We start from the raw sequence: 22,544 nt of genomic DNA on the forward strand, positions 1-22,544 counted from the left end.
CCATGCCGGATCAGTTGGCCGAGGGCTGCTCGGCTGTTGCCGTCAGACCTTGCGGTGCGCCGACGGCGACAATGCGCAGGGCATCGGGGTTCAGCAGCCGGGCTGCGGCGCGGGTGATGTCATCCAGGGTCACAGCTTCCACCAGCGCGTTGCGACGCTCGACATAGTCAATGCCCAGGTCTTCAAACTGAATGGCGGCAAGCTGCCCGGCGATGGAACTGCTGGTGTCAAACCGCAACGCATAAGAGCCGGTCAGGAAGGTCTTGGCTGTGTCCAGTTCCTCAGCGGTGATGCCATCGCTGGCAACGGCTGCGATCTGCGCGCGCGCCACATCCAGCGCCTGTGCGGCGGTCTCATTGCCGGACGCCAGATAACCAAGCAGCAGTCCACCATGCGAAAGCGGATAGAGCGACGTATAGACCGAATAAACCAGCCCGCGCTCCTCGCGCACTTCCTTGAACATGCGGCTGACAAAACTGCCCCCGCCCAGCACATAGTTCATCACGAAGGCCGGGATGAAGTCGGGATCATCACGGGTCATGCCATCCATGCCGAACACGATGACAGTCTGCGGATTATTCCGCTCAACGAGCGTGATGCCCGGCGTCAGCGGTGCAACGGATGCGGGGTCGTTGCGCTGTGTTGTTTCCGGCAGCGCACTGAACGTCTTGTCGATCAGCAGGCCAAGCGCATCCGCCGAAATGTCACCGACAACGGCGACGCTGATGTTGTCGCGGGCAAACGCCTGCGCTGCATAGGCCCGCAGGTCGTCGGCGGTGATGGCCGCAATGCTGTCAGGCGTGCCGGAGGGCGACGACGCATAAGGGTGACCTGCAAATACGTCTGCAAAGAACGTGCGATAGGCCACGGTGTCCGGGTCTTCAGCGTCACGGGCAAGGCCCGCAAGCGACTGGGCACGCACGCGCGCGATAGCCGTATCATCAAAGCGCGGTTCAAGCAGGGCCATGCGCACCAGCTCGAAGGCTTCCTCGACATTCTGCGACAAGGTTCGCATTTGAATCTGGATGGTGTCGCGACCTGCCGAGACAGACAGCGACACGTTGAGGTCGCGCAGGCGCGCTGCAAACGCCTGACTGTCGAGGTCGCCCGCCCCTTCCGTCATCAGGTTGGCGGTCATGTCGGCTAGGCCCGCCTTTCCCTCAGGGTCCAGATGAGAGCCTGCATGGAACAACACCTCAAGCGCCACGATGGGCACAGCGTCTTCCGACACCAGCCATGACGTGATGCCGCTTTGGCCGGTGACAGGCTCAATCTCAAATGCAGCCGCGGGCCGCATGGTGACAAACAGTGCCAGCGCCAGGGCCGCACAAAGCAATGTTGCAGTAGTCAGGGTTCGGCGCGCGGTCATGAGCGCTCCTCCGGGCGTGTCAGCAGGCCTGTAACCGAGCGCTCCTTGAGCAGATATTTTCGGGCGGCGGCGGTGACATCTTCTGCAGTGACGGCCAGCACCCGATCGGGCCATGTGGCGGCTTGTTCAACGGTAAGGCCCGTTGAGACTGCAACGCCATAAGAGCGCGCCATGGTCTGCTGGCTGTCCTGCGCAAAAATTGCGTCCGCAACCAGGGTGCGCCGGGCACGCTCCACTTCTTCGGGCGTAACGCCATCAGCTATGAGCGTGGCGATTTCAGCGTCTATGGCTTCTTCCACCGCCTCCAGGCTGACGCCCTCTGCGGGAATGGCGAAAAAGCCGATAGAACCATCATCCAGTGATGAGCCCATGTACCAGCCGCTGGCATTGACGGCGATTTTCTGATCGACCACCAGCGACTTGTAGATGCGGGCCGTGGCACCACCGCCGATAATTTCACTGAGCACATCCAGAGCCTCTGCCTCGCCTGGCGCGCCATTGGCGTAGCTGGGGGCAAGATAGGCGCGGCGCATGTAAGGCTGCTCGACGCGGGCGTCTTCAAGGATCACCCGGCGGGCCGCGCGCTGGGGCGGGTCTTGCGGGCGCACGCGATCAGGCATGTCGCCTTTGCTGGGAACAGCACCATAAAACTCAACAGCGAGGGGAAACAGTTCCGCGGCATTGATGTCGCCCGCCACAATGAGCGTGGCATTCGCGGGGTCATAATAGGTCCGGTAAAAGTCCAGCGCGTCCTGATAGGTCAGCGCGGCCATTTCGTGCTCCCAGCCGATGATCGGCGTGCCATAGGGATGCGACAGGTAAAGCAGCGCGTTCATCTGCTCGGCCAACAGGGCACCGGGGTCGTTTTCGATCCGTGCCGACCGCTCTTCGAGAATGACATCGCGCTCAGACAGGGTGTTTTCAGGCGTCAGGACGATGCCGGTCATGCGATCGGCTTCAAGTTCCATCACCAGTGGCAGCCGGTCCCGCGCCACGCGCTGGAAATAGCCGGTGTAATCATAGGAAGTGAAGGCGTTTTCACGGCCGCCATTGCGGGCAACCAGGGCCGAGAACTCACCCTGGGGAAACTTTTCAGTGCCCTTGAACAACAGATGCTCAAGATAGTGAGCTATGCCGGATTTGCCGCGCGGTTCATCAGCAGAGCCGACGCGATACCACACCATATGGGTGACCACAGGCGCGCGGCGATCCTCTATGACGACGACCTGCAAACCGTTGTCGAGAGTGAAACTTTCGGGGATCGGCTGGCCGGTGGCCTCCACCACCCGCTCCTCGCCGTCGGGACGGGGCACGTATTGCTGCGGCGGAAGCGCATCCTGAACAGCCGCAGACTGAACAGCCGCAGACTGAACAGCGTCAACTGCGGGCACCTGTGCATCGTCGCCAGGGGCCGGTGTGTCTTCACCGCAGGCCACAAGCAAGGGCATGGCAAGGCAAAGCATAAGGGCGGATGACAGATGCAACGTTGAGCGCATGAGGCTAAAGGTCCGGTTGAGGATAGGAGAGATTCAAGTTCAGTATCCTGCGGGAGTGTGGCGCAAACGTGAAGATGCGACTACCGCCACGGGGCAGCGCTGGTTCAAAAATGGGTGAAGTGGGACCGGCGCCGATGGCCGCAAGCAAGGTGACTAGAAGATACCTTCAAGCAGGCCACGATCCTGCTTTGGTTCAATGCGCGGCGTTTCGCCCTCGGTCACAGGTTCCCCCAGAGCATCGTTCTGGCGCAGGCGCTGGGCTTCAGCCTGGGCATCAACGGCACTGGGCTGGGGCGTGCGATCCTGCCAGAAAATGATGCGGTCGGCAAAGCTGCGGTCCGCCTCGATCAGCGACTGGTATTCGTTCTCGATCAGACGACGCACTTCCGGGCTGGCATTGGTCGCACCTGCGCCTTCAAGCAGGGCTACTTCGCCCGCGCTGCCGGAAACGGCGCTGCCGGGAATGGTGCTGCGGTTCGGGTATAGCGCGCTGGCGGCAATTTCCTGCGCCGAGCGGGCCTGCCGGTTGGGTGCGCCGGGCACAGGCGGGCGCAGGGAGAAGTCCGGCGGAATGGCGAGCGGGGCCTTGGTGACAATCGCAAACTCATCGGGCGGGTTCTTGCCAAGGCCCAGCGCATCCTCAACGCCGCCACCGCAGCCTGCGAGAAATCCGGCAGCAAAAATGGCAGCAAACAGCCCTTTGAGGCGTGAACCTGAAAAACCAATAACCTGTGTCACGTGCTTCACTCTCACTCTTGTGCCGCGCCACCGGGGAAAAGGGGCACTCATTAACCCAACGGATTTGCCTGACCGCCCGCGCGCGGGCTCAGGATCGTTTGTCGCGCTCACTTTGCGCAGAGGGACCAAAGACCGAGTCCCATATGAGCAACACTACACCAAAAACGATGGCTACATCAGCCACGTTGAAAACGTACCAATAATAGCCAAAGGCATGGAAGCTGAAAAAGTCTGCCACGGCCCCGTAAATGGCCCGATCATAGGCGTTGCCGACGGCCCCGCCGATGACCATGGCAACGGCAACCGCCAGCAACCTGTGCTCAATACGTGACAACCAGACAACAAGCGCAACAACGACTGTGAGCGCAAACACCACCAGCACTGCCACCGCCCAAGCCGAGTTCGCCGGCAGCAGGCCATAGCTGATGCCGGGGTTCCACACCATTGTGAGATCAAAGAACGGCGTGATGGTGATTTTCTGGCGTGCGGGCAGATCAACCCAATACAGGATTGCCCATTTGCTGAGGCGATCGACCACCGCCAGCACAACCGCCAGAATGATGCCGGACCTGAAATGCTGTTCGGGGTTTTTGACAGACGTTACCGCGTCCCGCGCATGACGTTTGAGCCACTCAATCATGGTCACGCGCTCGCCGTTTGAGAACACGCGGCAACAGCGGTTGCGCACCGTGAGCACGTTTGCGGGTGATGCGGGTTGCTGCCCACGTCTGGCAGCAGCTTCCAGCAGCGGGCGCATTTTTCACCCTGCGCGTGCACCGGCATGACCGCCACACCGCGAACGTCGTCGAGGGAGAACGCGCCATCGGGAACGGACGCGCCCGCAGGCATGACGGTAAGGTCAGAGGTGATGCACAGATCATCCAGCGGTACATCGCCCAGCGCCGCGCGAATGGCGTCGTCTGTTACGTACACATGTGGCGCACCCTCAAGGCTTGCACCGATGCGCTTTTCGCGGCGTTCAACTTCAAGCGCTCCGGTTACCACGCGGCGGAACTGGCGCAGACGCTGCCAGCGGCTTGCCAGATCCGCATTGCGCCAATCTTCCGGCACGTCCGGGAACGTGCGCAGATGCACGGACCCTTTTTCGTCAGGGAAGCGCGACAGCCAGGCTTCTTCCATGGTGAACGACAGCACCGGCGCAAGCCACGCGGTGAGGCACGAAAACACCTCGTCCATCACCGTTCGCGCAGCGCGGCGACGCAGGCTGTCAGGAGCGTCGCAATACAGCGCGTCCTTGCGGATGTCGAAATAGAACGCTGACAGTTCAGTGACGCAGAAATTGGTGAGGGCATGGAACACGCGGGTGAAGTCGTAGGTCTCATAGCCCTGACGCACGGTGGCATCCAGCTCCGACAGGCGGTGGAGAATGAACAGCTCCAACCCCAGCCCGTCGGCTTCTGGTGCCGCCTGCATGTCGGCCACGCTCACCCGCTCCGCATCATCGAAGCCTGCGAGATTGCCAAGCAGGAAACGCACCGTGTTGCGCAGCTTGCGATAACTCTCCGTACACGCCTTGATGATGGTGGGGCCGACCACAAGGTCGTTTTGATAGTCGGAACTTGCCACCCAGATGCGCAAAATCTCGGCGCCGGACTGCTGAATGATTTTTTCCGGTGACATGGCATTCTTGCCGGACTTCGACATTTTCTTGCCGGTCTCGTCCAGAATGAACCCGTGGGTCACAACCTGCTGATAGGGCGCAACGCCGCGGGTGCCGCAGCTTTCAAGCAGCGACGACTGGAACCAGCCGCGGTGCTGGTCCGAGCCTTCAAGATACAACGTGGCGGGCCATGTCTGGTCTTCGCGGTCTTCCAGCACAAAAGCGTGGGTGGAGCCTGAATCAAACCACACGTCCAGAATGTCCATCACCTGATCGTAGTCGTCGGATTTGTAGGCTTCGCCCAGAAACACCTGCGGGTCAGTGTCGTACCAGGCATCACAGCCGCGCATGGCAACAGCTTCATGGATGCGCGCATTCACAGCGTCGTCGCGCAATACGTCGCCGGTGTCTTTGTTGACAAAAATCGTCAACGGCACGCCCCAGGCGCGTTGGCGCGACACCACCCAGTCAGGCCGGCTTTCCACCATAGCGCGGATGCGGGCCTGGCCGCGCTCAGGGAACCACTCAACCGCATCAATCGCTGCAAGCGCCTTCTTGCGCAGGTCATCATGCTCCATGGAGATGAACCACTGCGGCGTGTTGCGGAAAATGAGCGGCGCTTTTGAACGCCATGAATGCGGGTAGGAATGCTGGAGCCTGCCGGACGCCACCAGATGGCCTGTCGCGCGCAGGGCTTCCATCACGCTCTTGTTGGCATCGCCATCCTTGCCGTTGGGGCGCAGCACGGTCTTGCCCGCAAACAGCGGCACATGATCATAGTAGCTGCCATCTTCAGAGACTGTGTGCGGCACCTCAATGCCGTGCTTCATGCCCAGCACATAGTCGTCCTGACCATGACCGGGGGCGACATGCACGAAGCCCGTGCCCTGTTCGTCGGTTACAAAGTCAGCTGCCAATGCGGGCACATCGTAGTCATAGCCCTGCCCGCGCAGCGGGTGCGCACATACGGTTCCTTCAAGGTCGGTGCCCTTGAGGGTTGTGACAATCTGTGGTTGGTCGAGGCCGGTGTCCTTGAGGAAGGCTTCCAGCAGCGGTTCTGCAATCACATAGGATTTTCGCTCAAGGCCGCGCGGGCCGTCGTGGCCACCCTCAAGCAGCACATAGCTCATGTCCGGCGCATAGGCGATGGCGCGGTTGGCTGGGATGGTCCACGGGGTGGTGGTCCAGATCACCAGATGCGGCTGGCGCTTGTCGTGGTCCGGCGCAAGAAACGGACTTTTGGACCGCTGCACGGGAAACGCCAGATAGATGGTGGGCGAATTGTGGTCGTGATACTCGACCTCGGCTTCCGCCAGCGCAGTTTTTTCAACGGTGGACCACATCACGGGCTTGGAGCCGCGATACAGCGCGCCGGACACGGCAAACTTCAGGAACTCGGTAACGATGGCCGCTTCGGCATCGTTTGACATGGTGGTGTACGGACGATCCCAATCGGCCAGAATGCCCAGCCGCTTGAACTCTTCACGCTGCACATCCACCCAGTGGGCGGCAAAGTCGCGGCACTCGCGCCGAAACTCAAGCACCGGCACTTCGTCTTTGTTTTTGCCGGCGTTGCGGTATTTCTCCTCAACCTTCCACTCGATCGGCAGACCGTGACAGTCCCAGCCGGGCACGAAGGACGCGTCGCGACCCAGCAGCGATTGGGAACGACACACCATATCCTTCAATATCTTGTTGAGGGCGTGGCCCATATGCAGGTTGCCGTTCGCATAGGGCGGACCGTCGTGATAGCTGAACACCTCAGCGCCCTTGCGCGCCTCGCGCAGCCGGGCATACAGATCAAGTTCGGCCCAGCGCGCCAGAAGCTCCGGCTCACGCGCGGGCAACCCCGCCTTCATGGGAAACTCGGTTTGCGGCAAAAACAGTGTCGGGCGGTAGTCGGGTGTTTCAGACATGTGTCTCAGGGGCTCGATAGGGGCCTTGAGGATGTGCCGGCGGGTGCCGGACGGGCCGAAGGCGCAGGACGTGAGGGAAATGTTTGGGTATTAAAGCCCCGATCCGGCCGTGACGCGCCTTGACGGCTGCATCAACCCCGGACCGGGCTGATAATTCGCCCGCCAAATCGTGATGGTATCCACTGCATGACATGCTTGTAGCAGTGCGATTCAGGCGGCGCAAAGCCTTTGGGCCGCCTATCCGCCCAGCACGGCGCGCGCGGTGGATGCATCTTTGGCAATTTGCGCCTTGAGAGCGTCCAGACCATCAAACTTTTGCTCGGGGCGGATGAAGTCTATCAGCGATACGCGAAGATGCGCGCCATAGATGTCGCCGGCAAAATCAAACAGATTCACTTCAAGCAAAACGTCGGTTTTATTGAAGGTCGGCCGCCTGCCCAGATTGGCCACGCCCTTGTAAGTGCCCGCATGGGGCCCGTCTTCTATTTCCACCTCAACCGCATAAACGCCCAGCTTCGGCGTCACCAGACCATCCAGGGGCACATTGGCGGTGGGAAAGCCGATGGTCCGACCGCGTTTGTCGCCATCCAGCACCCTGCCCTCAATGAACCAGGGGCGGCCCAGCATGGCGGCGGCGTCCCCCACCCTGCCCTCACTCAGGGCATCGCGGATGCGGGTTGATGAAAACACCTCGCCGTCACGCGCGCCTTTGGCTGACACAACCGTGACACCAAAGCCTTCCATCTCGCCCATATAGCGCAGCACCGAAATGTCACCGGCGCGCCCTTTGCCGAAACAAAAATCGTAGCCGACCACCACCTGCACGGCACCCATGCCGCGCACCAGAACGTCGGTGACAAAATCCGGTGCTGTGAGAACTGCCATGTCGGCGTCAAACGGCAGGGCAAAGACGATTTGCACGCCTTCACCGGCCAGCAGCGCAACCTTGGCGCGAAATGACGACAGGCGGAAAAACGGCGCCTCCGGCGCAAAGAACTGGCGCGGATGTGGCTCGAATACCAGAACAGCCAGGGGCACACCCAGCTCACGCGCCGTCTCGCGGGCCTGCGCAATCACTGCCTGGTGGCCAAGATGCACGCCATCGAAATTGCCGATGGCCACCACGGCACCGCGCGCTGCATCAGGCACTTTGTTGTAATGACGCAGTATCCGCATGACGGGGGCGTGGCTTTCCCTGAGATTTCGATATTGAGACGTGAGGCGCGGACATTCGGGCCGCGTCCACCTAGGCACCCGGTCCTGATCCGTCAAGTGCCGCATACGCGGGCCTGAGCGAGATGCCCGGACCAAATGACAAATTATCATGGTTACGCCGGAATTGCGCACAAATGCTGCGCGTTAACGGTTTTTCAAAGCCAGCGCTCTACTTTGCCGATGGGTGCAGAGAAATTGCACGTACAGATTGAGCAAGCTGAGGCAGAAAAATGGCTGTGAACATGTCCATGCCGGTTCTGGTGGTCGATGACTACAAGACCATGATCCGCATTATCCGTAATCTCCTGAAGCAGCTTGGTTTTCAGGACATTGATGAAGCAGCCGATGGCACCGAAGCCCTGGCCAAGATGAAACAGCGCGGCTACGGCCTGGTTATTTCTGACTGGAACATGGAGCCGATGACCGGCTACCAGTTGTTGAAGGAAGTGCGCAGCGATGAAACGCTCAAGCCCACTCCGTTCATCCTGATTACCGCTGAATCAAAAACCGAAAACGTGATTGCCGCCAAAAAGGCTGGCGTGAACAACTACATCGTGAAGCCCTTCAACGCAGGCACGCTGAAGAGCAAGATCGAAGCGGTGATCGGCGAGTTCTAGGCCGGGTTTACCCGTCGCGTTTATTTCCAGACAAGACGTGGCATGGCATGCTGCGGCGAAAGCCCTGCGCGCGACAGCACGGCTGTGAGTTTGTCCGCATCGGGATGATCCGGGTCTGACCCAAACTCGCCCGCATGAATACCTGACGTAATGAACAGGGCATCAAGCCCCTGCGCCTGTGCGCCGGGAATATCTGTCGGCAATCCATCGCCGATAAACAACACGCGGTTCCATGCGTCGGGCGGTTGCTGCACGCCCAGATTTGCCAGCATCTCGCGGGCCAGCCGATAAATCGGCGGGTGCGGCTTGCCTGCGTAGTGCGCCGTGCCGCCCATATCGCCATAGAGCTTTGCCAGCGCCCCCGCGCAGGTAATCAGCCTGTCACCACGCTCCACGACAAGGTCAGGGTTGGCGCAGATCATCGGCAGCTTGCGGGATATGAGTCCGGCAAACAGACTGCGGTAATCCTCTGCTGTTTCCGTCTCGTCGTCCCACGGGCCGGTGCAGATGATAAAGTCTGCGGGTGCCTCCGCATCACCTGACCGGGTGACATTCATTGCCTCAAACAGCAAATGGTCGCGCTGCGGTCCCAAGTGAAAGCAGCGGCTGCCGAAATCGCCTTCCTTCACCATCATGCGTGTTGCATCACCTGATGTGACGATGGCGTCCCAGGCATCCTCCGGCACACCTATAGTGGCGAGTTGAGGGGGAATGCCTTCCACCGGACGCGGCGAGTTGGAGACGAGAATGACCGGCCCCCGCTCGCGCCGAAACCGGGCCAGAGCGGCGCAGGCTGCGTCATGCGGGCGCTGGCCATTATGGATTACGCCCCACACATCGCACAGGATCGCGTCATAGTCGGGCGCAATTTGCGACAGATCGGAAATGAGTTTGGTGGAAACCGGAAATGATGCTGACATGTCGCGCGGCGTATCCTGCGCACCTTATTTCGTCAAGCAGCATTACCTATGAGACGCGGGCCATCCGCAGTTCTTCGGCAGCGTTGGCTTTGGGATCAGCAGGGGCGGAGAGCGCGTCCTCCCGCACCGCACGCGGCTCCCCGAACAGGAATCCCTGACCATAGTTGATGTTGAGATCAAGCACGCCCACAGCAGCGCGTTCGTCTTCGATGCGCTCGGCGATCAGGTCGAGGCCATTGCGCTCAAACAGCGCCTTGATGTCGTCGGCACGCACCAGGGAGCCGGTGCCGCGCAAATCTCCCAGCAACAGCGGGGCAGGCACTTTCACATAGCGGAAGCCTGCGTCGTAGAGGTCGCTGAGGTTCATGTCGAGACGGCGCACGTGATCAAGAGAAAAACGGAAACCGCGCGCGTGAAGGGCTTCGAGGCTGGCTTTTTCGATCGGGCCGAGCCCATCAACGGCGGCCTGCGAGAACTCGAAATACAGATGCTTTGTCAGATCCGCATTGTGCTCCATGAACTCAACGAATTGCGGAAAGAACTCGGAGTCCAATAGCGAGTGCGCGGAGATGTTGCAGAATACGCCAATTTCGCGATTGCGTGCCACCAGTCGGCGCACCACCTGCACGCAGCGGAACAACAAAAGATTATCCACCACCGGCATCATGCCGGCGGGTTCTGCCACGCGCATGTAGTCGCCGGGCATGATGATTTCGCCTTCACTGCCGCGCAGGCGCGTGAGGCCTTCATAGAACCGTATGCGCCGCTGCGGCAGGGTGACAATGGGCTGAAGATAAAGGTCAACGCGGTTTGCTTCGAGCGACGCGCGAATGGTCTCGATCATTTCGCCTTCGGTGACAGCCTTCGCGTCGGCATTGCTGAGCGGCAGCAGTGTCTGATCGGCGACGGGCGGCGATACCCGATCACCCGCGCGGCGTGAAGGTTTTGCGGGCGCGCTTGTGCCCCCGCCCATTCCGGCCTCGACACTTTCAGCCAGCCCCTTGACCAGCGTTTCAACGAGGCGCACTTCCGATGACAGTTGTTCGTTGCGCAACGAGGTTTGAGTATCCAGCGCGGTTTCCAGTTCAGCCACCTGCTCGCGCATGATTTCAAGGTCGCGACTCATGGAGGCGGTCACGGCACGCAGGCCGCGCAACTCAGCGTCTGACGTGGTGCGCTCAAAAATGCGTCCCGCCAGCGCGTGGACCTGCCCGGCAAACAGCAAGGCGACAGCACCAATGAGAATCGCAGACGACAGCTCGACACCCGCCGCGCGATGCAACGCCACCGTCATGCCAGTGATAATCATGGCATAAGACGCGAAGATCAGGCCGTTGTTGAAACGGGACGGCATGGGCGTGAGACAGTCCTTATCGGTGCGCCACCGCGCGCAGCTTTGGTCGTTTAACTGCCAGTTTCGCTGCCACTCTTTGACAAAGTGTTAACCACAAAATCATGTGCGGCGCGCGCGCTACCCATTTACGCAACCGCCGCGCGGCCTTTAATCTGCCGGCCCATGCGACACCGCTCCCCACCCATCAGCCCCGCCGGGCTTTGGATATTCGGCTATGGCTCCTTGATGTGGGAGCCGGGGTTTGAGTATGTGCGGGCTGAACGCGCACGTGTCACAGGCTGGCACCGCCGCATGAGCATGATTGCCACCACTTCCTATGGCTGGTCATCGCGGCCGGGGCTTGCGGCGGGTCTGCACCCCGGCGGCACTGTTGAGGGCGTGGCGTTCTTGCTCACCGAGGCACAGGCTGCCGACGCCTTGCCCGCTCTTTCCCGGCGCGAATGGGCCTATCTGGCGGCAATGGTGCCAGCCCGGCTGGCCGGTGGCGACCGCGTGAGTGCACTCACCTATTTGGCACACCCGACTAACGGACGGTTCCGGACAGCGCAGCCACGGGGCGACTTTCTGCGGCGGTTGAACACCGGTCTTGGACGTAAGGGACGCGCCGCTGATTATGTAAGACTGTCAGCCGATGCCCTAACACGCCACGGCGTCCGGCACAGCGACCTTCACGCACTGCTGCCCCATATCACCGGGCGCACATAACGCAGCTTCACGCGATTTGAGAACAGCAGAGCAAAATCTGCTACAAACCCCGCTTGCATTGCCCACAAAGGATGATTGCCCGTGAGCGCTCATGATTTCAGTTTTTCCGCCATCACCGGCGGCGATATCAATCTTGCCGATTTCAAAGGCCAGACGCTGCTGGTGGTGAACACGGCCAGCGAATGCGGGTTCACGCCGCAATATGGCGACCTGCAACGTCTTGCGGAGCGCTACAAGGATCGTGGGCTGGTGGTACTTGGTGTGCCGTCCAACGATTTTGGTGCGCAGGAACCCGGCACGGAGGCCGAGATTCACGATTTTTGCACGGCCACGTATTCGGTGGATTTTCCGATGACCGCCAAACAGAAGGTGATCGGCGGTGATGCACACCCGTTTTACAAATGGGCGGCGGCCGAAGGCGGTGACGAGGCTGTGCCCGGCTGGAACTTTCACAAGCTGCTGGTCGGACCGGATGGCTCATTCATCAAGAGTTTCGGCCCGAAGGTAACGCCAATGTCGGATGATCTGCTGCGTGACTTGCGGCTGGTACTGGACGACGCCTGAGCGCGCGCCCGCGGCTCTGGATCCCGGATCAGGGCCGGGTAACAATTTTTTGGGTCGGGGTCACATGCAAAAAGGCCCGGCTGCGAAAAGCGGCCGGGCCTTTTGTTTGTGTCAGACGGGCGCAGGGCTACAGCGCGGTGTTGCCTGCATCAAGCGACGAGGTTGCGCGCAGCGGGGAAATCTGGATTTCCACGCGCCGGTTGGCGGCACGGCCTGCTTCCGTATCGTTGGAAGCAACCGGGCGCTGTTCGCCAAATCCCTGCACCAGCAGGCGGCGACTATCCACGCCCTGGCTCACCAGATACTGGCCAACCGAGCTTGCGCGGCGCAGCGACAGGTCGATGTTGTACTGGTCGCTGCCGGTTGAATCCGTGTGGCCAAGCACATCTACCAACGTCTGGTCATATTCTTCGAGCACGATGGCAACTGAGTTCAGCGCCTCGTAAAAGCCCGGCTGAATGTCGGACTGGTTCACAGCGAACGTGATGTTGGAGGGCATGTTGAGGATGATATTGTCCCCCACGCGCGTGACACTCACACCGGATGCGCGCAGGCGATCACGAAGCTGGGCTTCCTGGCGGTCCATGTAGTAGCCAATGCCGCCACCGGCCAGCGCGCCGACGCCTGCGCCAATCAATACACGGGTGCGGGTGTCGCCGCCGCCGATGAGCGCGCCGCCCAAGGCGCCAACCGCTGCGCCAATGCCCGCGCCGATGCCCGCCTTGGAGGCCTGGCGTTCACCCGTATAAGGATCCGTCGTGCACGCGGCGAGTACGAATGCACTCGCGGCGACCAATGCCATTGCTCTTTTCATGATGTGTCCCGTCCTTTGTAGCGGCCCCGGCGGGGCGCAAAATCCAAAATCGGCTGAACGGTGGTTGCGCCCTGGCGCAACATGCTCCCCATTCACCCCGTAAGTGTATCAGCGTCATCGCTGCTGCATGAATACAACCTGAATGGCTGTCCGATGCCTGCTCCCCGTGGACGCGTGATCTGGTATATGTCGATCCGAAAACCGCAGGAAACGCAGCAAATCCGCTTCTCACTATGCCGCAGACTAGCACGGCATGGCGCGGGAGTGCTGCAAAACAAAAAACCAGGAGGAAATTGTTCCATGTCTCTGTTTGATCTCACCGGCAAGGTGGCGCTCGTCACCGGCTCCACCAAAGGCATCGGCGAAGCGATTGTGAAGCGCATGGCGGAGCACGGCGCAAAAGTTGTGGTCTCAAGCCGCAAGGCCGATGCGTGCGATGCTGTGGCCGCAGAAATCAACGCCGCCCACGGCGACGGCACGGCGGTGGCCATCCCGTGCAATATTTCCCACAAGGAAGAACTTCAAAAACTGGTCAACGCCACAATGAAGGCCTTTGGCCGGATTGATGCGCTGGTATGTAATGCGGCCGTGAACCCCTATTTTGGGTCGTCGGCAGATATTCCCGACGAAGCATTCCAGAAGGTGATGGACGTCAACATCAAGTCCAACCACTGGCTGTGCAACATGGTGCTGCCGCAGATGCTGGAGCGCGGCGACGGGTCGATTACCATCATCTCATCCATCGGCGGACTCAAGGGTTCACCCATTCTGGGGGCCTATGCCATTTCCAAGGCGGCTGACATGCAGTTGGCACGCAATCTGGCCGTTGAATATGGCGCCAAAGGCATCCGCGCCAACGCCATCGCGCCGGGGCTCATCAAAACCTATTTCGCCAAGGCGCTGTGGGACGATGAAAACATTCTCAAGGCCTCCACATCCGGCTCTGCCCTCAAGCGCATTGGCATTCCCGACGAGATTGCCGGCGCGGCGGTGTTTTTGGCGTCCGACGCAGGCGCCTTCATGACTGGCCAAACGATGACGATTGATGGCGGAGCCACCATTACCGGCGGCTAACAAGCTCCCGCGTCGCAAAAAAAGAACCCGGTGGCAGGTCAAGTGCCACCGGGTTCAAAGCCCGGGCCCGTGCAGGCCAGAGGGGAGGGGGGATGCTGACTGGCACAGGGGAAATCCGGGTGTGGCCGACATATGGTTTTGCACCTGAGCCTGCACAAGTCCGCCCCACCCGATTTTTGGTAACACCCGCGTGATGGCCCAACCCACTGCCCTGATTAGGTTTTTGACGACACCTGATCGAATACCTTGCGGGTGCGTGCCACAATGTCGCCCACTTCGCTTTGGCTCACAATCAACGGCGGTGACAAGCAGATTGTGTCACCGCTGGCGCGCACCATCAGGTCATGGTCGTGGAAGGCAGCCCGCATGGCGTCAAAGCCGCGCTTGGCAGGCGTGCCTGCAACCGGTGCAAGGTCAAAAGCAGCCGTCAGACCAAGCTGACGGATGTCTTCAACCAGTGGATGGTCACGCAGACTCATCACCGCGTCTGCCCACATGTCTTCCATGGCAGCGGCGCGTTCAAACAGCCCTTCGTCCCTGTACAGATCAAGTGTGGCAAGCCCAGCAGCGCAGCCCAGTGGATGGGCTGAGTATGTGTAGCCATGAAACAGATCAATGGCATGGTCTGCACCGGCCACGCTGTCCTGAAACGTATCGTAGATGTCTTCGGTGACGATAACGCCCGACAAGGGCACCGACGCCGACGTGACACCTTTGGCAAAGGTAATCATGTCGGGCACAACGCCAAAGCGCTCAGCGGCAAAGGCCGCCCCAAGCCGCCCATAGCCGGTAATCACTTCATCGAAAATGAGCAGAATACCGTGCTTGCGGGTGATGTCGCGCAGGCGCTGCAAATAGCCTACAGGCGGCGGCAGTACGCCGGTGGAACCTGCCATGGGCTCCACGATGACGGCGGCAATGGTGGAGGCATCATGCAGCGCCACCAGCCGCTCCAGATCATCCGCCAGATGTGCGCCCCATTCAGGTTGTCCTTTGGTAAACGCCTGATGGTCGCGCGAATAGGTGGCGGGCAGATGATCGACGCCCGGCAACATGGCACCCGAAAACCATTTGCGGTTGAGCACCATGCCACCTACCGAAATACCGCCAAAGCCCGTGCCGTGATAGGCGCGCTCGCGGCCAATCAGGCGCGTACGGGTGCCCGCGCCTTTTGCCCGGTGATAGGCGAGTGCGATTTTCAGCGCCGTATCATCAGCTTCAGATCCTGAATTGCCGAAAAACACGTGGTTGAGCTTGCCCGGTGCCAATGACGCGATGCGCGACGCCAGCTCAAACGCCTTGGGATGGGAAAACTGAAACGATGGGGCAAAATCAAGTTCAGCCGCCGCCTTTTGGATAGCTGCCACGATTTGCGGCCGACAATGGCCCGCGTTGGCGCACCACAAGCCTGCCGTACCATCAAGAATAGGACGACCTTCTGGCGTGTAGTAATACATGCCTTCTGCACGCGCCACGAGACGCGGGCGCTGCTTGAACTCTGAGTTGGGCGTGAACGGAATCCAGAACGCGTCAAGGTCGTTTGGCGTTGCAGCACTTTTGCCTGCGTCAGGTCCAAAATCGTCTGGGGGTGTCATGGTGGTGTGCTCCCGCGCCCTACGCCCGCCGCTTCAATAGCCCGGCACCACTTGCCGGTACGGGGTTGCAAACGCTATCAGACATGGGCGCGCTGATAAATCATCAAGCACTGAATATCTGCCCTGCCCGCCCCCACCTGAAGCCGAAGGCATCGCCCATGACAACTGCCGCCAAAACCCTGTCCCGCCGCCTCAAGCGCAAAGGCATTCTTGTGGCACCGGGTGCCTATGACGCTCTGTCGGCAAAGGTAGCCATGCAGGCAGGCGCTGAGTGTGTGTACATGACGGGCTTTGGCGCTGCGGGTTCAACGCTTGGTGTGCCGGATATTGGCCTGATGAGCGCCACGGAAATGGCAGACCGCGTGCGCGCGCTGGCAGCGTCAGCCACACCCGCACCGCTGATCGCCGATGGCGACAACGGTCATGGTGGCCCGCTCAATGCAGCGCGCCTGACACGCCTTTATGAAAGCGCGGGGGCCGCGTGCATTCAGCTTGAAGACCAGGTGTTTCCAAAGCGCTGCGGCCACATGGAAAACAAGGAAGTGGTGCCAATGGCTGACGCTGCGGCAAAAATCCGCGCCGCTGTCGATGCCCGCGACAGCACCGACTTCAAGATCATGGCCCGCACCGACGCACGCTCCATGAACGGCATGAAAGATGCGTTGAAACGCGCCGAGGCATATCTCACCGCCGGCGCCGATATCTTGTTTGTTGAAGCACCCCGCTCAGAAAAGGAACTGGTCAAAATCTGCGAGACTTTTCCAGATACCTGCCTGATCGCCAACATGGTGGAGGACGGCAAAACGCCCTACCTCACTGCCAAAGAGCTTGAGCAGATGGGGTACAGGATAGCTGTTTTCCCGGTGACAGCGCTTCTGGCCGTCACCAAACGCCTGCAGGACGTATACGGAACACTTTTGGCACACGGCAAATTGCCGGACAGCGAAGACCGGGTGACGTTTCAGGGGTACAACGAAACGATCGGCCTGCCGGAGATGCTGGCGGAAGCCGCAGAGTTGGACAAAAAGTAGGCCTGGTTGCTTTGTTACCTGCTTCTTAGTGCGCAGCAATGCACTCCACTTCCAACGCGCCGCCCAGTGCAAGGCCGTTTGAGCCAAAGGCTGAGCGGGCCGGGTATGGGGCCTCAAAATAATCCACATACACCGCGTTGAAGGCTGGCCAGTCAGCCATGTCGGCGAGCATGACTGTGCATTTTATGATGTCTGCAAAGGTGAGATCGGCCGCTTCAAGCGTCGCGCTGATATTGTCCATGGTCTGGCGGGCCTGCGCTTCAATGCCGCCTTCGACCAGCTCCAGCGTGCCGGGTTTGACACCGATCTGGCCGGACAGAAAGACCAGGCCGTGGGCTTCAACGGCTTCAGTGAAGGGCAGGTTCTGACCTTCAAATGCGCCGGACGAGTGATGGGTGATGTCTGCGGCGAGCGCCAAAGCTGGCGCAAGCACCACCAGGGCTGGGAGCAGTTTTTGAAGCATTTTCATTAGGTGGTTTCCTTTGAGGTCAGGTCATCAGCCCAAAAACATGGGTCTCCCGTCTATGTGCTGAATACGCGGACGATACTGCTGAGCATCATAGAGCGCATCCACATCGACCCGGCGCTCTCCCTCGACGCAGATATGTCCGCTGACACTTTCATAGGTGCCGTCTCGGATCGCCATCATCAGGCCGTGTTTGCCCTCATCGAGCAACTGCACGGCCATGGCGCCAAAACTGCGGGCGGCCATGGTATCAAGCGCGTCAGGGGTGCCCGACCGCATGACATAGGCGAGGCGCTGCGAGATGACGCCGGTGCCGGTCAGGCGTTTGAACTCTTCTGAGATGGCATCTCCAATGCCGCCCAACCGCCGCTGGCCCGACGCATCAACTTCGCCATACTCCACCGTGTCGCAGCCCTTGATGCGCGCACCCTCAGAGACCACCGCCATAGCATAGCGGGACGGGTTGTCGATGCGGTCCGCTTCAAGCTTTTCAGCAAGCACTTCCATATCAAAAGGCACCTCGGCGATCAGCACCCGGTCGGCGTCGGCGAGATAGCCGGACATCAGCGCTGTCTCACCGGACTTGCGGCCGAACAACTCCACAATGCCAACGCGCTCATGGCTGCCGGTGGGTGTGCGCAGGGCGTTGATGGCGTCAACAGAGCGGGTAATGGCGGTGGAAAAACCGATGCAATAGTCGGTGCCGAACACATCGTTGTCCATGGTTTTGGGCACCGTGTTGAGGCGCACACCCTGGTCGCTGAGGTGAGCGGCATAGGCCAGCGTATCAACGCCACCTATCGGGATGAGTGCATCAATCTCAAGGTGTTCGAGCACCGCCAGCACGTGGGCTGTGCGATCAGCCATTATGTCGGGGTTGATACGCGAAGTCTGAAGAAGAGTGCCGCCGACACGGTCAATTGCCCGCACGCTTTTGGGTGTCAGCGGCATCAGCCAGTTCTCGGCCGAGGTCACAGGGTCGTCGAGATCAAAATCGAGCAGCCCGAGCCAGCCACGCCGGATGCCGACCACGTCCCAGCCCAGCCGTGTGGCCTGGCGGGTGATCGCCTGAATGGCCGGGTTGAGGCCTGGCACATCACCGCCGCCGGTCAGAACGCCAATCCGCATGGTCAAAACCGTCCTTGTACTGATGGATACTCAAAAGCTGAGCGACTGGCCCATGCCGGGGCGGGTGATACGCGGCATGAAGGTGGCGGTTTCATAGTAGCGTTCAACGTCCACCTGCGACGCGCCTTCGCCGGTGCGGGCAATGGGCACAGAGGTGTATTTACCGTTCTGCAGCCCGACCATGCGACCCGTGTTGCCTGCTGCAATCAGTTCAACGGCCAGCGTACCAAAGGCACGGGCGATCAGACTGTCCTGCGACACGGGAGCACCTGCGCGCATGAGGTAAGCAAGCTGCAACGAGAAAGCAGGCACGCCCAGACGCTGCGTCAGGTCACGTGCCAGTGTGTCGCCTACTCCACCCAGCCGCTTGTTGCCGAACTTGTCGGTACGCACCGGATCATCTGCTGAGGCCTGCGCGCCCTCCAGCGTTGCCCCTTCGGAAATCACCATCACGGCACCCGCTTCCCCGCCTGCCCGCAAATCCTGCGTCAGCAACGCGGCCAGCCGCTCAACATCAACCGGAACCTCGGCAATGGCGGTGCGGTCAGCAGAGCCCAGATAGCCCGCAAGCAACGCTGTTTCGCCTGAGTGTCGGCCCATGAGTTCAATCACGCCGATGCTTGCCTCCGCAGATGCCGTACCCCGCAACTCATGCACCGCGCGAATGGAGCGCGTGATGGCTGTGGGAAAACCGATGCAGACATCCGTCCCCTGAACATCGTTGTCCATGGTTTTGGGAATGGCGAGCACAGGTACCCCCTCCTCCCCCAGCCGCGCCGCATAGCCCAGCGTGCCGTCACCGCCGATGGGCACAAGCGCGTCAAGCTTCAGATGGTCGATCACACGCAGAATATGAGGTGTCATGTCCGCCCAGCGGCGGTCATCGTATGTAGCCTGTGGCTCAAGGAACGCGGGCATGTCGGCCTCACGCACTGTGTCGGGATGCAGGCGGGCGGTATGCAGGATTGTGCCGCCAAACCGATCTATGCCCCGCGTCGTGTGGCGGTCGAGCGGCATAAGATGCTGTGCGTTTGCTGTATCATCGTCCGGATTGATGCCCAGCAGACCTGCCCAGCCATTGCGGATGCCGACCACCTGCCAGCCCCGTGCGCAGGCTTCACGCGTGACTTGCTGAATGGCGGGGTTAAGGCCGGGTACATCGCCGCCGCCGGTGAGAATTCCTATACGCATGGAGCCAGTGGAGCAATTTTGTATGACATGGGCGTTATGCTGACTTGCCGCGCGTATCAACCGGCCACACATCCACCAGCGCGCCGTCTTTCACCACGTGGTAGCAGTCATAGAGATTGACCGTCGGGTCGCAGTGCGGCGTTTCAAGGTTGAGCACGCTGCCCGGCGCAAGTCCTGTATCCTTGTCAGGGAAAGCAAGCCCGCCCTGCTCATCGCCAAACAGAAAATACGCCGTGCCGTCGGGCGCGCCTGACCGGATGACAAATGACTTCTGGTCGGTTGCCATGCTTTTGATGCCCGCATCTGTTGTGGCGATGCCCGGCGTGTTGGCACTCACCACGGTCGTCTGGATGGTGAGGGAAGTTTCAAATGCCTGCGCGGCACCATCCTTTTGGGCCACGGCATTGTATTCCGTGTCCATGAACAGATAGCTGCCGGCCTGAAGGTCCGTCAGCACCCCAGCCTCATGGTCAATGTCCCAGGTGCCGGTGCCGCCGCCGGTCAATATCTCGCAGGAAATGCTTCGTTCACGGAGCATTTCGCGCATCGCCGCAAGCTGTGCCATGGCCTCCAGGGACTTTGTTTTGCGTTCGGCATAGTCGGCAACGTGCATCAGATGGCCAGCATAGGCCTGCAACCCCATGAACTTGAGGCCGGGGCTTGCTGCCGCAAACTCTGCAAGCTCCGCTGCTCCTTCCCCCGGCGCAATACCGGTGCGGTGCAGGCCAATATCGAGATCGACAATCACCTTGAGGGGGCGGGGTCCGCCCTGTTCCGGCGCTGCGGCGCGGGCAAGCGCCTGCGCGTTGTCGAGACTGTCAATTGTCACCATCAGGTCGGGAATGAGCCCATTCAGCGCGATGAGGCGGCGAATGCCGTCAGTTTTTACGACCGGCGACGTGATGAGCACGCTGTCAATGCCGCCGCGCCCCATCACTTCTGCCTCGCCCAGTTTGGCAACGCAGATGCCGACAGCGCCCGCGCTCATCTGGCGGCGGGCAATCTCAACCGATTTATGGGTTTTGGCGTGGGGGCGCAGGCCAAGGCCAACGGCATGACAATGCTCCATCATGCGCGTGAGGTTGCGCTCAAAGGCATCCAGGTCAAGCACCAGCGCAGGCGTGTTGAGAGACTGCGCAGACCCCTGCTGACCAATCATATGCGCGTTGACGGAAAGTTCTGTAGTTCGGCTGGCAGGCTGCGACATGGAGACCTCTCGTGTGCCGGTTTTGCACCGGATGGTTACCCAAACCTTAAAGGCACGCAGGCGGATAGCCAACATGCGCGAAACAGGCGCGGGCGTAACAGTCGGCTCAGCTTACCGTCCGTTTACCGCGTTAAGGCGGCGGCAACTGCCGTGGCGGTAGTGTTCTGCAATCTTGCAGCTATTGGCTGCTTTTTTTGCATGAGCACTTTGATGACGGCAACGGATACAGCACCGCAGGATGCGGCACCTGGCGACAGCAACGATGCTCAGCGCGGCTACATGCCGCCTGCCGTGTCTGCGCCGCGCTATTGGTTGCTGATCTCCATACTCGTGTTGCTTGGCTGTGCGCTATCAGCCGGGCTGGCAATGCGCGTGTTGAGCGAGGAAGCCGGTACCAACTCCTACGCAGTGCTGGCGGACTCGTGGTTGTCGGGCCAGTTGCATTCAGACCAATGCTTTGACGGTGACTGCGCCACGTTTGAAGGCCGGACCTACGTTATTTTTCCGCCTGCCCCTGCGCTGGTGGCGCTGCCCTTCGTGGCGGCGAGCGGACAGGGCGCGGATTTTGCGCATTTCATGCCCATTTCACTGGCATTGCTGCTGCTGATTGCGTTCATCTGGTCGCGGCTGTTTTCCGCCGCCGGGCCAGACCAGACGCGGACACTGATTTTGCTCATCGCGCTGGTGTTTGCCACGCCGCTTTATTATGTGGCGCTGCGCGGCGACAAGGTGTGGTTTTTCGCACAGCTTGTGGGCTTCTTTTTTGTGTCGATGGCGCTTTGGGCCACAATCGAGCGACGCAATGCGTGGCTGGCTGGTGCCATGCTGGGCATGGCGTTTTTGTCGCGCCAAATGACCATCCTGTATGCACCCTTGTTGTTTGCGCTGATGCTCAATGATGACGAGCCGCTGTTTCGCATCAACAAGGAGCGCATTGTTCGCGCGCTCAAAATGGGCCTGCCGGTGCTGGGCGCTGTGGCCGCCTATTGCCTGTACAATTATGTGCGCTTCGGGGCACCGCTTGATACGGGCTATGCGTATATCGCCGCAGATGTGGCACCGGGCGACGACAATGTAATCAGCCTGCGGATCAAGGATGTTGGGCTGTTTGCGCAGGACTATCTGCTGTTCAACGTCGTTTACATGTTCTTCCAGGGGCTGCACATCGAGTTTGGCGGGCCGTATGTGACGCGCATCGTCGGCGTTGATGATTTTGGTACGTCGATACTGGCGGCCAGCCCGTTCTTGCTGCTGCTGGCGTTTGTGCAGCGTCACCGGATCACCTTCATTGGCGTTATCACGGCGGCGGCAATTTGCGGCATCACGCTGTTTTATCATTCCAACGGCTTTAGCCAGTACAATGTCCAACGCTATGCACTGGACTGGCTGCCGATCGCGATGCTGCTGCTCGCCCCGACCGTGCGCAAGGAGTGGCGGGCGATACTCGCCGTGCTCGTGGGCTACGCGATGGCGCTCAATCTGGTGACCATGGCCGCACTCAAGGTTGCAGGCGTCGCCTGACA

The 22,544-nt window shown here is 60.4% G+C and carries 20 protein-coding genes; 6 read left to right on the forward strand and 14 right to left on the reverse strand.

Annotation, left to right across the window (positions count from 1 at the left end; all coding sequences use genetic code 11):
* Nucleotides 1-10 precede the first annotated feature (10 nt).
* From RIB87_RS10925 to RIB87_RS10950, 6 genes are all read right to left on the reverse strand, one after another.
* Nucleotides 11-1,369 (reverse strand): M16 family metallopeptidase, encoded by a 1,359-nt coding sequence (locus tag RIB87_RS10925; RefSeq protein ID WP_350146482.1) that lies wholly within the window; start codon nt 1,367-1,369, stop codon nt 11-13.
* Nucleotides 1,366-2,865 (reverse strand): M16 family metallopeptidase, encoded by a 1,500-nt coding sequence (locus RIB87_RS10930; protein ID WP_350146486.1) that lies wholly within the window; start codon nt 2,863-2,865, stop codon nt 1,366-1,368. The genes RIB87_RS10925 and RIB87_RS10930 overlap by 4 nt, the downstream gene beginning before the upstream one ends.
* A 153-nt stretch (nt 2,866-3,018) precedes the next feature.
* The gene (locus RIB87_RS10935) at nt 3,019-3,603 is read right to left on the reverse strand and encodes a DUF3035 domain-containing protein (protein WP_350146489.1); all 585 of its coding nucleotides are present in this window, start codon (nt 3,601-3,603) and stop codon (nt 3,019-3,021) included.
* Nucleotides 3,604-3,691: 88 nt separating this feature from the next.
* A complete protein-coding gene (gene lspA / locus RIB87_RS10940) occupies nt 3,692-4,243 on the reverse strand; it encodes a signal peptidase II (RefSeq protein ID WP_350146578.1) in 552 nt (183 codons plus the stop codon).
* Nucleotides 4,244-4,245: 2 nt separating this feature from the next.
* On the reverse strand, nt 4,246-7,140 hold the full coding sequence (gene ileS, locus RIB87_RS10945) for an isoleucine--tRNA ligase (protein WP_350146491.1): 2,895 nt from the start codon (nt 7,138-7,140) through the stop codon (nt 4,246-4,248).
* A gap of 237 nt (nt 7,141-7,377) precedes the next feature.
* On the reverse strand, nt 7,378-8,316 hold the full coding sequence (locus tag RIB87_RS10950) for a bifunctional riboflavin kinase/FAD synthetase (protein WP_350146493.1): 939 nt from the start codon (nt 8,314-8,316) through the stop codon (nt 7,378-7,380).
* 269 nt (nt 8,317-8,585) lie between these two features.
* Here RIB87_RS10950 and RIB87_RS10955 point away from each other — a divergent pair, with 269 nt between their 5' ends.
* A complete protein-coding gene (locus RIB87_RS10955; RefSeq protein ID WP_350146496.1) occupies nt 8,586-8,972 on the forward strand; it encodes a response regulator in 387 nt (128 codons plus the stop codon).
* A 20-nt stretch (nt 8,973-8,992) separates the two neighbouring features.
* Here RIB87_RS10955 and RIB87_RS10960 read toward each other — a convergent pair whose 3' ends face one another.
* Both RIB87_RS10960 and RIB87_RS10965 read right to left on the reverse strand, forming a co-directional pair.
* Nucleotides 8,993-9,892, reverse strand: a complete 900-nt coding sequence (locus tag RIB87_RS10960) for a TIGR01459 family HAD-type hydrolase (protein WP_350146498.1) — start codon at nt 9,890-9,892, stop codon at nt 8,993-8,995.
* 46 nt (nt 9,893-9,938) lie between these two features.
* Nucleotides 9,939-11,246 (reverse strand): EAL domain-containing protein, encoded by a 1,308-nt coding sequence (locus tag RIB87_RS10965; protein ID WP_350146500.1) that lies wholly within the window; start codon nt 11,244-11,246, stop codon nt 9,939-9,941.
* Nucleotides 11,247-11,408: 162 nt separating this feature from the next.
* Here RIB87_RS10965 and RIB87_RS10970 point away from each other — a divergent pair, with 162 nt between their 5' ends.
* Both RIB87_RS10970 and RIB87_RS10975 read left to right on the forward strand, forming a co-directional pair.
* Nucleotides 11,409-11,951, forward strand: coding sequence for a gamma-glutamylcyclotransferase (locus RIB87_RS10970; RefSeq protein WP_350146502.1), 543 nt, complete (start codon nt 11,409-11,411; stop codon nt 11,949-11,951).
* Nucleotides 11,952-12,032: 81 nt separating this feature from the next.
* Nucleotides 12,033-12,515 (forward strand): glutathione peroxidase, encoded by a 483-nt coding sequence (locus RIB87_RS10975; protein ID WP_350146504.1) that lies wholly within the window; start codon nt 12,033-12,035, stop codon nt 12,513-12,515.
* Nucleotides 12,516-12,642: 127 nt separating this feature from the next.
* Here the strand turns inward: RIB87_RS10975 and RIB87_RS10980 are convergent, their stop codons facing one another.
* Nucleotides 12,643-13,329: a YiaD family glycine zipper/OmpA-like lipoprotein gene (locus tag RIB87_RS10980; RefSeq protein ID WP_350146506.1), complete on the reverse strand. Its 687-nt coding sequence runs from the start codon at nt 13,327-13,329 to the stop codon at nt 12,643-12,645.
* 300 nt (nt 13,330-13,629) lie between these two features.
* Here RIB87_RS10980 and RIB87_RS10985 point away from each other — a divergent pair, with 300 nt between their 5' ends.
* Nucleotides 13,630-14,403, forward strand: coding sequence for an SDR family NAD(P)-dependent oxidoreductase (locus RIB87_RS10985; protein ID WP_350146508.1), 774 nt, complete (start codon nt 13,630-13,632; stop codon nt 14,401-14,403).
* Nucleotides 14,404-14,618: 215 nt separating this feature from the next.
* Here the strand turns inward: RIB87_RS10985 and aptA are convergent, their stop codons facing one another.
* Nucleotides 14,619-15,998: an omega-aminotransferase AptA gene (aptA, locus tag RIB87_RS10990; RefSeq protein ID WP_350146510.1), complete on the reverse strand. Its 1,380-nt coding sequence runs from the start codon at nt 15,996-15,998 to the stop codon at nt 14,619-14,621.
* Between the two features lie 158 nt (nt 15,999-16,156).
* On the opposite strand from aptA, the gene RIB87_RS10995 reads away from it, so the two are divergent.
* On the forward strand, nt 16,157-17,029 hold the full coding sequence (locus RIB87_RS10995) for an isocitrate lyase/PEP mutase family protein (protein ID WP_350146512.1): 873 nt from the start codon (nt 16,157-16,159) through the stop codon (nt 17,027-17,029).
* A 25-nt stretch (nt 17,030-17,054) separates the two neighbouring features.
* Here RIB87_RS10995 and RIB87_RS11000 read toward each other — a convergent pair whose 3' ends face one another.
* From RIB87_RS11000 to RIB87_RS11015, 4 genes are read right to left on the reverse strand one after another with little or no spacing between them, the layout of a single operon-like run.
* Complete coding sequence (locus RIB87_RS11000) at nt 17,055-17,498, reverse strand: RidA family protein (RefSeq protein WP_350146514.1); 444 nt, start codon at nt 17,496-17,498, stop codon at nt 17,055-17,057.
* Between the two features lie 27 nt (nt 17,499-17,525).
* Nucleotides 17,526-18,623: a 6-phosphofructokinase gene (locus RIB87_RS11005; protein ID WP_350146516.1), complete on the reverse strand. Its 1,098-nt coding sequence runs from the start codon at nt 18,621-18,623 to the stop codon at nt 17,526-17,528.
* A 30-nt stretch (nt 18,624-18,653) separates the two neighbouring features.
* A complete protein-coding gene (locus RIB87_RS11010) occupies nt 18,654-19,814 on the reverse strand; it encodes a 6-phosphofructokinase (RefSeq protein ID WP_350146518.1) in 1,161 nt (386 codons plus the stop codon).
* 34 nt (nt 19,815-19,848) lie between these two features.
* A complete protein-coding gene (locus RIB87_RS11015; RefSeq protein WP_350146520.1) occupies nt 19,849-21,021 on the reverse strand; it encodes a DSD1 family PLP-dependent enzyme in 1,173 nt (390 codons plus the stop codon).
* A gap of 210 nt (nt 21,022-21,231) precedes the next feature.
* Between RIB87_RS11015 and RIB87_RS11020 the strand changes: the two genes are divergently transcribed.
* The gene (locus tag RIB87_RS11020) at nt 21,232-22,542 is read left to right on the forward strand and encodes a hypothetical protein (protein WP_350146522.1); all 1,311 of its coding nucleotides are present in this window, start codon (nt 21,232-21,234) and stop codon (nt 22,540-22,542) included.
* Nucleotides 22,543-22,544: the final 2 nt, after the last annotated feature.

The sequence above is a fragment of the Pyruvatibacter sp. genome (genome assembly GCF_040219635.1).
Classification (GTDB): domain Bacteria; phylum Pseudomonadota; class Alphaproteobacteria; order CGMCC-115125; family CGMCC-115125; genus Pyruvatibacter.